At 53.2% G+C, this 13,828-nt stretch carries 12 protein-coding genes; 4 read left to right on the forward strand and 8 right to left on the reverse strand.

The genetic code is table 11. The features are described from left to right. The 3 genes from Q3Y58_RS06630 to Q3Y58_RS06640 form a co-directional block, all read right to left on the reverse strand. A complete protein-coding gene (locus Q3Y58_RS06630) occupies window positions 1-1,524 on the reverse strand; it encodes a cryptochrome/deoxyribodipyrimidine photo-lyase family protein (protein ID WP_319621590.1) in 1,524 nt (507 codons plus the stop codon). Window positions 1,525-1,742: 218 nt separating this feature from the next. Next, window positions 1,743-2,402, reverse strand: coding sequence for a ChrR family anti-sigma-E factor (locus Q3Y58_RS06635; protein ID WP_319621591.1), 660 nt, complete (start codon window positions 2,400-2,402; stop codon window positions 1,743-1,745). After that, the gene (locus Q3Y58_RS06640; protein WP_319621592.1) at window positions 2,399-3,004 is read right to left on the reverse strand and encodes a sigma-70 family RNA polymerase sigma factor; all 606 of its coding nucleotides are present in this window, start codon (window positions 3,002-3,004) and stop codon (window positions 2,399-2,401) included. Before Q3Y58_RS06640 ends, Q3Y58_RS06635 begins: the two co-directional genes overlap by 4 nt. Before the next feature lie 143 nt (window positions 3,005-3,147). On the opposite strand from Q3Y58_RS06640, the gene Q3Y58_RS06645 reads away from it, so the two are divergent. Genes Q3Y58_RS06645 through Q3Y58_RS06660 form a run of 4 tightly spaced genes read left to right on the forward strand, consistent with a single transcriptional unit; the run spans window position 3,148 to window position 7,895 of the window. Next, entirely contained in the window at window positions 3,148-4,491 is a 1,344-nt protein-coding gene (locus Q3Y58_RS06645) for an NAD(P)/FAD-dependent oxidoreductase (RefSeq protein ID WP_319621593.1), read from the forward strand. A gap of 5 nt (window positions 4,492-4,496) precedes the next feature. Then, window positions 4,497-5,330: a DUF1365 domain-containing protein gene (locus tag Q3Y58_RS06650; protein WP_319621595.1), complete on the forward strand. Its 834-nt coding sequence runs from the start codon at window positions 4,497-4,499 to the stop codon at window positions 5,328-5,330. Continuing rightward, window positions 5,327-6,574: a cyclopropane-fatty-acyl-phospholipid synthase family protein gene (locus Q3Y58_RS06655; protein WP_319621596.1), complete on the forward strand. Its 1,248-nt coding sequence runs from the start codon at window positions 5,327-5,329 to the stop codon at window positions 6,572-6,574. The genes Q3Y58_RS06650 and Q3Y58_RS06655 overlap by 4 nt, the downstream gene beginning before the upstream one ends. Then, a complete protein-coding gene (locus tag Q3Y58_RS06660) occupies window positions 6,564-7,895 on the forward strand; it encodes an MFS transporter (protein ID WP_319621597.1) in 1,332 nt (443 codons plus the stop codon). Before Q3Y58_RS06655 ends, Q3Y58_RS06660 begins: the two co-directional genes overlap by 11 nt. On the opposite strand, the gene Q3Y58_RS06665 is transcribed toward Q3Y58_RS06660, so the two are convergent. The 5 genes from Q3Y58_RS06665 to Q3Y58_RS06685 form a co-directional block, all read right to left on the reverse strand. Continuing rightward, window positions 7,892-8,341, reverse strand: coding sequence for a nuclear transport factor 2 family protein (locus tag Q3Y58_RS06665; RefSeq protein WP_274219196.1), 450 nt, complete (start codon window positions 8,339-8,341; stop codon window positions 7,892-7,894). The two genes, Q3Y58_RS06660 and Q3Y58_RS06665, sit on opposite strands and share 4 nt — an antisense overlap. Continuing rightward, a complete protein-coding gene (locus Q3Y58_RS06670; protein WP_319621599.1) occupies window positions 8,341-9,099 on the reverse strand; it encodes an SDR family NAD(P)-dependent oxidoreductase in 759 nt (252 codons plus the stop codon). The genes Q3Y58_RS06665 and Q3Y58_RS06670 overlap by 1 nt, the downstream gene beginning before the upstream one ends. Window positions 9,100-9,101: 2 nt before the next feature. After that, window positions 9,102-9,740 carry a DUF6134 family protein gene (locus Q3Y58_RS06675; RefSeq protein ID WP_274219194.1) on the reverse strand — a complete coding sequence of 213 codons (639 nt, stop codon included), beginning with the start codon at window positions 9,738-9,740 and terminating at the stop codon, window positions 9,102-9,104. 260 nt (window positions 9,741-10,000) lie between these two features. Next, window positions 10,001-12,676 carry a bifunctional acetaldehyde-CoA/alcohol dehydrogenase gene (gene adhE, locus Q3Y58_RS06680; protein WP_319621601.1) on the reverse strand — a complete coding sequence of 892 codons (2,676 nt, stop codon included), beginning with the start codon at window positions 12,674-12,676 and terminating at the stop codon, window positions 10,001-10,003. Window positions 12,677-13,088: 412 nt separating this feature from the next. Then, complete coding sequence (locus Q3Y58_RS06685) at window positions 13,089-13,757, reverse strand: RluA family pseudouridine synthase (protein WP_319621602.1); 669 nt, start codon at window positions 13,755-13,757, stop codon at window positions 13,089-13,091. Window positions 13,758-13,828 lie beyond the last annotated feature (71 nt).

Raw genomic sequence — 13,828 nt, forward strand, 5'->3', positions numbered from 1 at the left:
TCAGTCGAAGGGAAAGCTCATCTGGTTCTTCTTGGAATTGGCTGCCTTGGTAGTGCGACGGTTGATCTGTGCGATGCCGCTCCGGCGACTGCCATGTTTCTGCTGTATGGCGTTAGCCTGTGACCGGAAGGGCTCACCTTTACGGACCGCCCATAGCTTTTGCCGCGCTTCCTTTGCTGCCGTCATGTGGTCAACAATGGGCAACGGATAGGATTTATCAAGGACTTGTCCCGCGCCCTCCCACTTCCAGGGCTCCTGCAAAAAATTGTCAGGCACCTCCCGCAGTTCAGGGATCCACCTACGCACAAAGGCTCCGGAGGGATCTTGATCATAGCCCTGCTTGACGGGATTGTAGATGCGAATGGTGTTGATGCCTGTTGTGCCGGACTGCATTTGAACCTGCGGCCAATGTATGCCCGGTTCGTAATCGACAAACTGGCGGGCAAGATGGAGCCCGGGCTGCCGCCAATCCAACCACAGGTGATACGAGGCGAACGCCATAAGCATGGCACGCATTCGGAAGTTCATCCATCCTGTAACTCGCAGATAGCGCATGCATGCATCAACAAAGGGAAATCCGGTTTCACCCTTCTGCCAAGCCTTTAACAGCTCTACATTTTCCGCGGTGCGGAGGCCATTGTAGGCGCGATGTAGATTTCTTGTCTCGATCGAGGGCGCATCTTCGAGCTTCTGCATGAAATGGCAATGCCAATGCAGTCGTCCTGAGAACGAGGCAAGCGCCCCTCGCCAACCCTCAGGCGCCTGTGTCATCTGCTTTAGCTCAAGTTGGCGGTTCCATGTTGCCTGAGCGACCTCGCGCATGGATATGCAGCCGTAGGCAAGGTAAGTCGAAAGCCGAGAACAACTGTTTTCCGCGGTCAAAGGGCTGGACATGGCTTTCCTGTAAGGACCGGCGCGCTCGAACAAGAACGAGTTCAAAATGCGAAGGCCCTGCACCCTGCCCCCAATCTGCCGACCTTGGCAAGGATCGCTCACGAGCCCCAGTGACTGCGCTCTCGGCAAAGATGACCCGTCAATTGACACAGGAGCCAAGGCCTTGGGTGCTGGCGCAGCCGGCTCGCCCATAACTCGATCCCAACGCCGGGACCACCCGCTACGGTCTTTCAAACCACGGATCACACCGAACTGTGGCAGCTGATACCATGGTATGTTGCGCGCTTTGCACCATGCGGAGACCTTCTTGTCGCGCGCATAGCTCCAGCCATTCCCCGTCTCCTCGTGAGACCACAACCGTTCGAACTGATAAGTGCGTTGGAGCTTGGTGAATACCTCCACAACATCTCCGAACTGGACCAGCAACGGCTGGCCGAGATTGCGCAGAGAAGTGTCCAGGTCTTCAAGGCATTCCGTCACAAAGGCCCACTGCCGGGCTGACGCATCAGGCTGCGCCCACAGCTCCGGCTCAACAATGTAGACCGGCAAAACAGGGCCTCTTTGCGCAGCATTGAACAGAGGGGCGTGATCGTCAACACGAAGGTCGCGTTTAAACCAAACGAGTTCCATTGGTGAGCTCTTATGTTGTTTATTGGTCTACGCTTTTCATCATTAATGAGATCAAACTGGAAACGTATGCAGCAACTGAGAGCTGCGTTGCGATTTCTGCAAGAGACTTCGCCATTCTGGCAGTCTGCGGTTTTTATCGGGGGCAGGTCACCCGCGCAGGCCACGCCAACAAAAATGGGCCCGGATGTTACTCCGGGCCCACTGAAAATATACGCTCATCAAATGCCGATGAATGGCTGCAAAATGCGATTGATTACGCCCTTGAACTCCAATGGCGCGTCCGTGTAAATCAAGCAAATGCAGTCTTCGTCAGTATCTGCAATGGGCTGGTGATCGATCTCACCATCCGCTTCCTGAACATCCCCGACCTTGTAACGCCCGCTCTCATCACTGTAAGAGCCTTGCATCACCATCGTGAGCTCATAGCCGCGGTGACTGTGGGTGGGTGTTACGAACCCCGGCGAAAGCTTCAGCAGGCGGGTCTTTTCGCCCCGATTGCCGCCGACGGGCAATATGAACTGTTTGATTCCAGGAGCCACTGATTTCCAAGAAAGCTCGCTGTAATCCTTGCCAAGCAGCAACTGCAATGGCTCCGGCATATGGGAAAGGTCAGGTGTTGACGCAATCCTTTCCATCGCCGCATCGCTGCTGGGCTCATTTTCGATGCGGAGCATCAGATCATCGAAAGAACCGGAAGACATTGGCACGCCATCCAGCTCGTCAATCAAGGCTCCACCAACGGCCTCAGCCGTGAATACACGCTGGGCACACCGCTTGCACATGTGGATGTGGCTGGCCACGAAGAGACTCGCCCCTTCTGACAAGGCACCAGCCGCATAACTCATGAGCATTTCATCACTGATGTGGTGATTGATCATGTTTCAAACTCTGCCAGTTTCTTCCTTAGCCGCCCAAATGCCAGTCTCAGTCTTGATTTAACTGTCCCCAGGGGGAGCTGCAGTCGGCTTGCTATTTCCGCATGTGTTACTTCTTCATAAAATGAGAGCCTTACCAGTTCCGCTTGATTGGGCGGCAACTCAGCCAACGCTTCATTTATGATCAGAGACATCTTCGGCTGATCAACGTCCCTATCTTGGGTACCGTCATCTACGAGTTCGGCTTCAAAGAAGTGTTCTTCTTTTTGAACGAAGCGCTTCTCCCTGCGAAGACGGTCAATGCGATGATTCCTAGCGATCGTGAAGATCCAGGTAGATGCAGCGGACCGGGATGGATCGTAGAGGTGAGATTTGCGCCAAACAAGCACAAACGTCTCTTGAACCATTTCCTCAGCCATCGCTTCATCAGTTCCGGAACGCATGTAAAACTGCTTCAACCGTGGGGCGAAATAGTCATACAGCTCGCGAAACGAACCCCGATCTTGCGTCGCACTCATCGTTGCGAGCAATTGGCTTAACCTGTTGGGCGGCACAGAAGTCCCCCCGCTGGGTGACGCAACAATTTCCCGTTGTTGATAGGGCACAGACTCATCCTATGATGCTCGACACTTTCTACTTACGTGTGACAGAGCCCACTGGATCACTAAACAAGACTGAAGCGTCCATGTGATCCAATACGCGTTAACCCACATACGAATAACAGATTGAAATCAGGGAACAAGTCTTAATGAAGATTGCGGTTATCGGGTCTGGTATTTCGGGTCTATCAGCAGCGTGGCTACTCTCCAAAGCCCATCACGTCACTCTTTACGAGAAGGATGACCGTTTGGGCGGGCACTCCAATACGCAAAGTGTGTCGGTCGATGGCGAGAGAGTGGACGTCGATACTGGGTTCATCGTGTACAATGAACGGACCTACCCCAACCTAACAGCCTTCTTTGACCACATGGGGGTAGCAACCGACGCTTCTGACATGTCCTTCGCTATTTCCGCACAGCAAGGCGCCTATGAGTATTCCGGCTGCGGTTTTAATGGACTGTTTGCGCAACGGAAAAACCTCTTCAGTCTCCGTTTCTGGAGCATGTTGAAAGACATCAAGCGCTTCTATGACAACGCAGCAGCGGATGCAGAAAGGCTGCCACCGGACTACACCCTTCGATCTTATTTGAATGAGCAGCGCTACTCCGAAGGGTTTATCCATGATCACCTCATTCCAATGGGGGCGGCCATATGGTCCATGCCAGCGGAACGGATGATGGCGTTCCCGTTTCAAAGCTTCATCGGTTTTTGTCAAAACCATGGATTGATCCAGTTCCGCGATCGCCCGAAGTGGCGAACGGTAGCCGGAGGCTCGAAAAATTACGTCTCAAAGATTGCCGAAGAGATTTCAGGTTCCATCGAACTGAATACGGCAATCACTCAGCTGAACAGATTGCCCGGTTTCGTTGAGATCGTTGACCGCAACGGGGACAGTCAGCGCTATGATCATGTTGTCATAGCGGCGCATTCAGACCAGGCCCTTCGCATCCTCGAAAGCGGAAGCCTTGGCGCCAGTGACCAAGAACGCGCGCTGCTGGGCTCGATCCACTACCAGAAGAATATTGCGCTGCTGCACACTGATAAGAGCCTGATGCCGAAAACACGCAAAGCTTGGGCAAGCTGGAACTACCTCAAGACAGAGGAGGAAGGCGAGACCAGCCTCTGCGTTACCTACTGGATGAATCGGTTGCAGAACCTAAACGTGAGCAAGGACCTTTTCGTTACGCTGAACCCTACTCACCAGCCCGCTGAAGGCACTATCTTGCGCAGCATGGTCTACAGCCACCCCGTGTTTGACAGCAACGCGCTCAAAGCTCAATCTAGCCTTTGGGAACTGCAGGGCCACAACCGCACATGGTTCTGCGGAGCTTATTTTGGACATGGGTTCCACGAAGACGGGTTGCAGTCAGGATTGGCTGTGGCTGAGGCGTTGGGGAACGTACGCCGTCCGTGGAATGTTGAAAACGAGTCTGGCCGCATCCCACTGTTGCAAGCAGGGGTATCTGCAACGGATCGGCAGGCGGCGGAGTAAGATCGATGGCAGCTTTCACAGCGGCAGCAGCTGCGCCGACAACAGAGCCAGCAGCGTTCTATCTGGGTGATGTCGTGCATACCCGCCACCAAGACACGAACCATAGCCTGAATTACAAAGTGTTCTCTCTGCTTACAGATGTAGACCGCCTGGAGGAGCTAAATCAGGTAAGCCGTCTTTTTTCGGTCAACAGGTGGAACATTTTCAGCTTCTGCGAGCGCGATCACATGGAGGCTGGTGAGACGTCGATACGTGGCTTCGTTGAGAAACTCCTGATCGAAAACGGCCTTCATTTCCAGGCCGGCCGGATTGATCTGCTAGCCTATCCGCGCTTCCTTGGCCATGCCTTCAATCCGCTATCGATCTTCTATTGTCACGACGTCGATGGAAAGTTGCGGGCCATTTTGTATCAAGTCCGGAACACCTTCGGAGAGTGGCATCACTACCTCACCGAGGTGGAGCAGGATCAGGTGGCCTACGACCACTCCTGCGACAAGAACTTCTATGTATCACCCTTCATTCATATGGAGTGCACCTATCACTTCAAGGTGCGCAAACCAGATGAAAGCGTTTCCGTGGTAATCCGTCAGACCGACAGAAACGGTCCCATGCTGACAGCTGCCTTCAGAGGTCAGAGACAAAAGCTGACTTCAGGCACACTGCTATGGTTCGCCCTACGATATTTCCAGGGTGGCTTCAAAATACTGGCTGGCATTCATTGGGAGGCTCTCAAGATGTGGACAAAGGGAGCAAAACTTCAGCCAAGGCCCAAACCGCCGGCTCATCTTGTAACTAAAATGTCATCAGAAACAGTAACATACGGCAAGGAAGTCCAATGAGCATTGATGAGAACCGTGTCGTCGTAACCTCCGCTGAAACAAAGAATTCTCACGGCCGCCTCCCAACAATGAACCTCTGGCGTCGGATGATCGTTGCAGTGCTTCGGCACCTGGAGCAAGGCCACCTCACACTCGTTTTTCCTGAAGGAAACCGCGCCGAGTTTGGTGTGAAGAGCACCAATGCTCCCAGTGTTGAGGTCCGCATTCACAACGAGCGTACCTTCCGCCGCCTAGCCCTTGGTGGGCACCTTGCGTTGGCTGAATGCTATATGGAAGGAGATTGGAGCTGCTCTGACCTGACACACCTATTTGAGCTCTTCCTGATCAACACCAAGAGCTTCCGTGGCATCCACCTCAAGGGAACCACTACGCGATGGCTCAACCGCATCATGCACTGGATGAACTCCAACACAAAGCGCGGCAGCAAGCGAAACATCGCGTTCCACTATGACCTCGGAAATGCCTTTTATGAACAATGGCTGGATCCGAGCATGACCTACTCCTCTGCCTACAACTACGATGGACAGATGCCCCTTGAAGTTGCCCAGAGACAAAAAAACGACCGGGTTCTGGATCTGGCAGGTGCAACGACGGGGCATCGCATTCTTGAGATTGGTTGCGGTTGGGGTGGCTTTGCCGAAACTGCAGCGCAGCGTGGAGCTCACGTTCACGGTATCACGCTTTCAAATGAGCAGCTGAATTACGCCCGACAGCGAAGCCTGTCTAAGGGGTTTTCCGACAATGCGAAATTCGAGCTTCGGGACTACCGAGACACCGAAGGAAGCTATGACCACATCGTTTCGATCGAGATGATTGAGGCAGTCGGAAAAGACAACTGGGACCACTACTTTTCCATCATCCGCGATCGTCTCAGCGAAAAAGGTTCGGCGGTCATTCAGGCGATCGTAATCGAAGATGCCCGCTACGAGCAGTACAGCAAGAGCGTTGACTTCATCCAGAAGTACATTTTCCCAGGAGGCATGCTTCCCAGCCCATCGATCCTGAAGAACATCATCAGCCGATGTGGCCTGAAATTGGTCCATGAGGAGTATTTTGGGCACGACTATGCCCGTACCCTCGCCAAATGGAACGAAAGCTTTATGGCGGCTTGGCCGCGTATTTCCTCAATGGATTTCGATGAGCGCTTCAAACGGATGTGGCAATACTACCTTGCCTACTGCGAGGCCGGTTTCAAGGCGAAGTCGATTGATGTCGGCTTCTACAAGGTGGTCCGTGCGTTCTAGGCGAGATCTTACCCTCTATGCATTGCCGGGGTTGGCCACCGCGCTGCCAACCCTCCCGGTGCTTGTCCTTCTTCCGCAATACTATGCGACCGCAACAACATTGAGTTTGGCGAGCATTGGCCTCGCCCTTCTCATTGCCCGTTTGCTGGACATGGCAACAGACCCTGCTGTGGGCTGGCTGATGGACACAGTCCCCACACGCTGGGGCCGTAGAAAACCATGGATGTTGCTCGGCGGTCTTTTTGCTGCACCAGCGCTTATCGTTTTATCGCTTCCGTCTGCGGATACCACACTCTTCCAACTCGCCTTGTTCCTATGTGCGCTATATGTGGGGTGGACGTTTTTCTCCATCCCCTACAATGCACTGGGCGCGGAGCTTGCCCGGGATGCATATGAACGAACCCGCTTTGCCTCAGCTCGCGAAGCGGCAACTCTGGCAGGCATTGTTCTTGCCAGCGCGTTACCAGTCGTTCTCAAGGCTGCGGGTGTTGTAACCGAGGATCAGTTCTTTGCCATAGCCATCATCACAATTGTGACCGGCGCTATAACAATAACCATGCTGCTTGCAGTGGTCCAAGAGGACGAACATGTTCCGCCCGCTCCTGTCCATCAGACGGAGGCGCAATGGCGTGGTTTCTTCGCCAGTTTGAAAGGCAACACCCCGTTCGTGGTCATTTTGTCTGCGTGGTTCTTTAATGGCCTGGCGAACGGAACAGGGACGGTTTTGTTTCCGTTTTTCCTGTCAGATGCGCTCAAGACCACGGAGCAGCAAAAAAACCTGCTGATTTTTCTCTATTTCTTTTGCGCGATCGCAGGGCTGCCGATCTGGCTGGTGCTAAGCAAGCACTTTGACAAAGCAAGGCTATGGCTGTGCTCAATCATTATTGTGTCCGTGACCTTCACCACTGTGCCATTTCTGCCAGAAGGTGCAGTGCTGGAGTTCGGAATTATCTGCGTGATTACTGGGGTGTGCCTTGGAGCTGACCTTGCTTTGCCCGCCTCCCTGTTCGCCGACGTGACAGATTGGGACGAGCTACAAACAAAGCGCAAACGTCGGGGCATCCTCTATTCGTCGTGGACGCTGGTCGCGAAACTTTCGCTGGCACTGGCAGCGGGCTTTTGCCTACCTCTTGTTGGCGCTCTGGGCTTTACGCCGGGCGCTGATAACACCCCAGAAGCGTTGACAGCACTGGCTGTGATCTACGCATTGTTGCCTGTATCATTGAAAATGGGAGTATTGTGGCTGATGTGGAGGTTCCCGATCACGACGAAAGCGCACCGGTCCATACAGCGTCGGCTGGAAGTCAGAGAACGCGCCTAACTGATGGATGCGCGTTTCTTGACCCAACGTATCATGCTGCCGATTACCGGGATGCGGGTATAAAAGTGGGTGCTCGCATCCCAATAATCATAGTGGGCAGAGATACGCCCCTGCGCATCAAAGTGTAGCTCGGTCATGCCGCGCACACCCCAATCACCCAGACGCTTCTGGTGGCACGTGAAATCCCAACGCATGAAACAAAGCCCATTGGACCATGCTAGATCGAGGATCTGAAACTTCGGTTGTTGGACATCATGGAACATCCGATGCAGGATCTTTTCGACCATGTCCCGGCCACGAACATCATTGAACGGGTCAATGAAATGAACGTCGTCGGAGATCATCCCGTGAACCGCATCTATGTTTTCTGGCGAGACCGTTTCGAAGAATTTTGCGTATGCGAGAGCCGTTTCCTCTGCACTTTGTAGTTCCTCAGTGCGTGCCATTAGCGCAGTAGTCTCCTCATCATGCGGAAGTAAAGTGAATATGGAAGGTGCCTTAGCACACGCAGGATCAGCGCCATTTGCCATGGGAATGCAACGTCAAACGTGCCTTTGCGCATGCCTTTGATGATGTACGAACCGGCCTCATCAGGCTCTATGATAAACGGCATCTCAAACTCGTTCTTGTCAGTTAGCGGAGTTCGAACGAAACCGGGGTTGATGACGGACAGCTGGATGCCAACCGCATCAAGTTCGGGTTTCAACGTTTCACACAGGCTGATCAGAGCAGCTTTTGTCGGACCATAGACCGACGCATTCGGTAGGCCTGCGTACCCGGTCAAGGATGAGACGATGCCGATTGCACCGCTGCCGCGCTCCGTCATCGCGGGAAGCACGGCTTGCAGCGTGCGAACAGCGCCACCGTAGTTCACGTCCATATGTCGCATGGCCTCACCGGCTGTGAGAACGCTCAATCCACCGGGGGTATAGACCGCCGCGCAATAGATTATCAGCTCAGGCACACCAACTTCGCGGCACACTTTGTCGAAGGAAGCTCGGACACTATCTTCATCGGTGACATCTACCGGTACAGAAACGAGCCCTTGAACTTCCTCCGCCAACTGATCAAGAGCTGCTACACTCCGCGCGCTGACCGCGACTTTGACACCAGCACGGCCCAATTGCTGTGCAACTGCCGCACCAATGCCGGAGCTCGCTCCCAGCACCCAGGCTGATTGCCAAGGTAGAACCCGTTCAGCCATTCCTATCCCTTACACCTGAAGAAGATAGTAGAACCGTCTTGCGCCTTGAATCTAAGCCCGACCCAGCGCCCTCGGCTATCGTACCACGCCTCGGTATCGATTTGCCCAGTGTACTGATAACGAGTTGCATTGATGGTTCGATTTTCGCACTGAAGCTGCTCCGTGCCACGGTTGCGAATGCTGACGTTACTGATCTTACCGGTCAAAGTATTGAGTACACGCCGCTGCTGGAGCACGCCGGGGTTCCAGTGGTTGGATGGGAATATGTTACCAGACACACTCCGGTTCTCCCCATTGGCAGTCCACACGAACTTGTTGCCCTGTCGCTTGCCAGCCAGGTCCTTTTTTTCACCATTGTTGTTCAGGTCGACTTCCAACGCTTGCAAGGTGCCGTTACTCCAGCGTTCGTTTGCACTGTAGTTGAAACGATAAACAGGGATACCAAGGAAGCGGGCGCGCAAGCGCATGTCGACACTCACGTTCAGATTAGCCTCGGAACCAGAAAACCGCGTTGTGTACGTTCCAATAGGCTTGCCGTCGCGCTCGACTGTGAAGTTGATGTTTGATGGGGCCGCGAGCGCCTCAGCACTTAAAGCACCGGCAAAAAGAGCACCTATCAGAGCAGATCTGTAGCTGGGCATGATTGCATTCCCTCTGTTTTTGTTGTTCTCGCTACGCGTCAAAACATCGCAAGGATCACCCTATTCCGTCAACAAATCCAAGCATTCCTGCATATCCGGGAGGAAAACAGGTGTTGGAGACACTTAAATGGATCCATGGCGTCAGAACACAACAACAGAAGAAACCTATGACCTCTCACTTGTTACGCTGCCAATAGCGCAAAGAAAAAGGCCCGGAAGCGATTGCTTCCGGGCCTTCTCACTATGTTTGGTACTTTTGATTATTCAGCTGCAGTTGCAGCCTTTTCCTTCTTTGCCTTTTCAGTGGCAAGATCGGTTACATCGTCGGTGCGGCCTTCAACAAAGGTGCGACCGTAGTAGGCATCGAGCAGAAGCTGCTTGATTTCGGAGATCAGTGGGAAGCGCGGGTTTGCACCGGTGCACTGGTCATCGAATGCTTCAACAGCAACTTCGTCGAACTTGGCGTTGAACTGATCTTCCGTGATGCCGAGGTCCTTCAGGCCTGCTGGAATGTCCAGAGCCTTCTTGACGCTTTCAATCCACGCGATCAGCTTTTCAACCTTCTGGTCGTTGGAGTCACCAGCAGCGGTCAGCTTCAGGTGATCAGCAATTTCAGCGTAACGGCACTTCGCAGTTGGGCGTGCATACTGTGAGAATGCAGTCTGCTTAACTGGGTTGTCGTTCGCGTTGTAGCGGATCACGTTGGAGATCAGCATTGCGTTTGCCAGACCGTGAGGAACGTGGAAAGCAGAGCCGATCTTGTGCGCGATGGAGTGACAGACGCCCAAGAAGGAGTTAGCGAAAGCAACACCAGCGATTGTTGCGCCGTTGTGTACCTTTTCGCGTGCGATTGGAGACTCCGCACCCTTTTCGTAGGATTCTACCAAGTTCTCCTTGAGCAGCTTCAGAGCCTGAAGAGCCTGGCCGTCGGAGTACTCGTTAGCCAGAACAGAGACGTATGCCTCGGTTGCGTGGGTGATCGCATCGATACCACCAAACGCGGTCAGGGACTTTGGCATGTTCATGACCAGATTCGCATCAACGATAGCCATGTTTGGCGTCAGTTCGTAGTCGGCGATTGGGTACTTGATGCCAGTTTCGTCATCGGTGACAACCGCGAACGGAGTAACTTCAGAACCGGTACCAGAAGTGGTTGGGATCGCGACCATCTTGGCCTTAACGCCCATCTTCGGGAACTTGTAAATACGCTTGCGGATATCCATGAAGCGCAGAGCAAGATCGGCGAAGTCAACATCTGGGTGTTCGTACATGACCCACATGATCTTCGCGGCATCCATTGGTGAACCACCGCCAATTGCGACGATCACGTCTGGCTTGAAGGAGTGACAAAGTTCAGCACCCTTGCGCACGATAGACAGTGTTGGGTCGGCTTCGACGTCATAGAACACGTCAGTTTCCATACCCAGCTTCTTCAAGGTCTTTACGGTTTCATCGGTGTAACCGCTCTTGAAGAGGAAGCCATCGGTTACGATCAGCGCACGCTTGGCACCCTTCAGATCTTCCAGCGCGATTGGCAAGGAGCCGCGGCGGAAGTAGATGGATTCTGGAAGTTTGTGCCACAGCATGTTTTCAGCTCTCTTTGCAACGGTCTTTTTGTTGATCAAGTGCTTCGGACCAACGTTTTCGGAGATGGAGTTACCACCCCAAGAGCCGCAGCCCAGCGTCAGTGACGGAGCAAGAGAGAAGTTGTAGAGGTCACCAATACCGCCGTGAGAAGCAGGAGAGTTGATCAGGATACGGGCCGTTTTCATGCGGTTACCGAATTCCTTGACGCGATCGCTGCAACGGTCCTGGTCGGTGTAATAAACGGAAGTATGACCAATACCACCCAGTGCGACCAGCGCCTCAGCCTTGGTGAAGGCTTCGTCGTAGTCCTTGGCGCGGTACATCGCCAATGTTGGAGACAGCTTCTCGTGTGCAAATGGCTCTGCATCGGAAGTGTCTGACACTTCACAGATAAGGATTTTGGTGTCCGCAGGAACCTTCACGCCTGCCATCTCAGCGATCTTAGGAGCTGGCTGGCCAACAATAGCGGCGTTCAGGGAACCGTTCTTCATCAGAACGTCCTTAACGGCCTTAACTTCCTTGCCCTTCAGAATGTAGCCCTTGTGGGAGGAGAAGCGCTCTTTAACCTGCTCGTAGATCGCATCAACAACGATGACCGACTGCTCAGAAGCACAGATCACGCCGTTGTCGAAGGTCTTTGACATCAGTACAGAGGCGACCATGCGCTTGATGTCGGCGAACTCATCAACAACCACAGGGGTGTTACCAGCACCAACACCGATAGCAGGCTTACCGGAGGAGTAAGCAGCCTTCACCATGCCTGGGCCACCAGTTGCAAGGATCAGGTTGATATCGTCGTGGGTCATGAGTGCGTTGGACAGCTCAACAGAAGGAGTATCGATCCAGCCGATGATGTCCTTCGGAGCGCCAGCTTTGATAGCTGCTTCAAGCACGATGCGAGCTGCTTCGTTGGTGGCGTTCTTTGCACGTGGGTGTGGGCTGAAGATAATGCCGTTGCGGGTCTTCAAGCTGATCAGCGCCTTGAAGATCGCGGTGGAGGTTGGGTTCGTGGTTGGAACGATACCGCAGATCAGACCGGTTGGCTCAGCAATGGTGATTGTGCCAAAGGTTTCGTCTTCTTCAAGAATGCCGCAGGTCTTTTCGTCCTTGTACTTGTTGTAGATGTACTCGGAAGCGAACTGGTTCTTGATAACCTTGTCTTCCATCACACCCATGCCGCTTTCTTCAGCAGCCATGCGTGAGAGTGGAATACGATTGTCAGCTGCTGCAAGAGCGGCCGCACGGAAGATCCCATCTACCTGTTCCTGAGTGTACTCAGAGTAGATTTTCTGTGCTTTTTTTACGCGCGCGACGAGGGCGTCGAGTTCTTCGCGATTACTGACCGGCATGTTGATCCTCCAATAGCCCAGTGATTGGTCACAGGGCCGATTACAGAACATGCTTGTCACATAATCCTGTAATCGAACGCCAAGCCCGGCGTTAACCCCGTAGTGACTAGGACATTAGTGTAACAAAATGGCAGGAGTCAGGATGATCTAGATCAAACATTTGAGATATATGAGGAGTTGATCTGAAATTTTTTGGTAGATTTGTAAATAATCGCTCAAACCCGGACATGGGATGATGAATTGACACAAATTGGTAACATATTGAAACATTAAAAAATACGCGTTTTTGCGCACTTTCTACGTTCAATTACGCAGGAACTTTAAATTTTCTCTAAGTAACCTAGTCCATAGATGTATACAATTTCATGACAACTACCTCTCTCGCAGAGGTGATTCTCGCTCTGGCTGTAGCTTAAAAAGGTACGGGAGCCTCAAACCAGAGAAACTCACCATTTGCCGGATGATGTAGCCCAAGCTTGTGGGCGTGCAAACAAAGCCGGTTAGATGCAGCCAGCGCCTCCGCTCCCGCATAAAAGCGATCTCCAAGTATGGGATGCCCCAAACTGAGCATATGCACTCTAAGCTGATGTGAGCGTCCCGTTATCGGGCTAAGACGTACGAGCGCACAGGCTTCTTCACGCGCCAACACTTCCCATTTGGTTTGTGCGGATCGCCCCAACTGGTGATCCACCATCTGGCGAGGTCTGTTGGGCCAGTCGCACCGCAAAGGCAAGTCAACAAGCCCCTCATTCTTTTCAGGCTGGCCCCAGATGCGTGCAATATAGGTTTTCCTGGTCTTGCGACGCTCAAACTGCAGCCCAAGATGCCGATGCGCCTGCGAGTTCATCGCCATCACAATCACTCCGGACGTATCCATATCCAGACGATGAACGATCCGGGCGTCGCCAAATTTGCCCTGAGCGCGCCGCTCCAGACAGTCCTTAAGATGATCCGCCTTGCCAGGCACGCTTAGCAAACCACTGGGCTTGTTCAAGACAAGGATGTCATTGTCCTGATGCAACACATCCAAAAACGGCTCTGTGGGCGGATTGTAAATGAATGAGGGATTTGGATCAGCCATGCTGCGCTTATACCCACGTTCAACGGCAGGTCAATCCCACACCACGTAGCGCTCGGCCCCTCAGGTTAACC

The organism is Nesiotobacter zosterae, from assembly GCF_033843645.1.
In the GTDB taxonomy this organism is placed as follows: Bacteria; Pseudomonadota; Alphaproteobacteria; order Rhizobiales; family Stappiaceae; genus Pseudovibrio; species Pseudovibrio zosterae.

What these genes read in the sequence shown, in the direction of transcription:
- Q3Y58_RS06670 (WP_319621599.1), bottom strand. Translation starts at nt 9,099, where the DNA reads ATGGCTGAACGGGTTCTACCTTGGCAATCAGCCTGGGTGCTGGGAGCG.
- Q3Y58_RS06650 (WP_319621595.1), top strand. Translation starts at nt 4,497, where the DNA reads ATGGCAGCTTTCACAGCGGCAGCAGCTGCGCCGACAACAGAGCCAGCA.
- Q3Y58_RS06685 (WP_319621602.1), bottom strand. Translation starts at nt 13,757, where the DNA reads ATGGCTGATCCAAATCCCTCATTCATTTACAATCCGCCCACAGAGCCG.
- adhE (WP_319621601.1), bottom strand. Translation starts at nt 12,676, where the DNA reads ATGCCGGTCAGTAATCGCGAAGAACTCGACGCCCTCGTCGCGCGCGTA.
- Q3Y58_RS06655 (WP_319621596.1), top strand. Translation starts at nt 5,327, where the DNA reads ATGAGCATTGATGAGAACCGTGTCGTCGTAACCTCCGCTGAAACAAAG.
- Q3Y58_RS06665 (WP_274219196.1), bottom strand. Translation starts at nt 8,341, where the DNA reads ATGGCACGCACTGAGGAACTACAAAGTGCAGAGGAAACGGCTCTCGCA.
- Q3Y58_RS06635 (WP_319621591.1), bottom strand. Translation starts at nt 2,402, where the DNA reads ATGATCAATCACCACATCAGTGATGAAATGCTCATGAGTTATGCGGCT.
- Q3Y58_RS06675 (WP_274219194.1), bottom strand. Translation starts at nt 9,740, where the DNA reads ATGCCCAGCTACAGATCTGCTCTGATAGGTGCTCTTTTTGCCGGTGCT.
- Q3Y58_RS06630 (WP_319621590.1), bottom strand. Translation starts at nt 1,524, where the DNA reads ATGGAACTCGTTTGGTTTAAACGCGACCTTCGTGTTGACGATCACGCC.
- Q3Y58_RS06645 (WP_319621593.1), top strand. Translation starts at nt 3,148, where the DNA reads ATGAAGATTGCGGTTATCGGGTCTGGTATTTCGGGTCTATCAGCAGCG.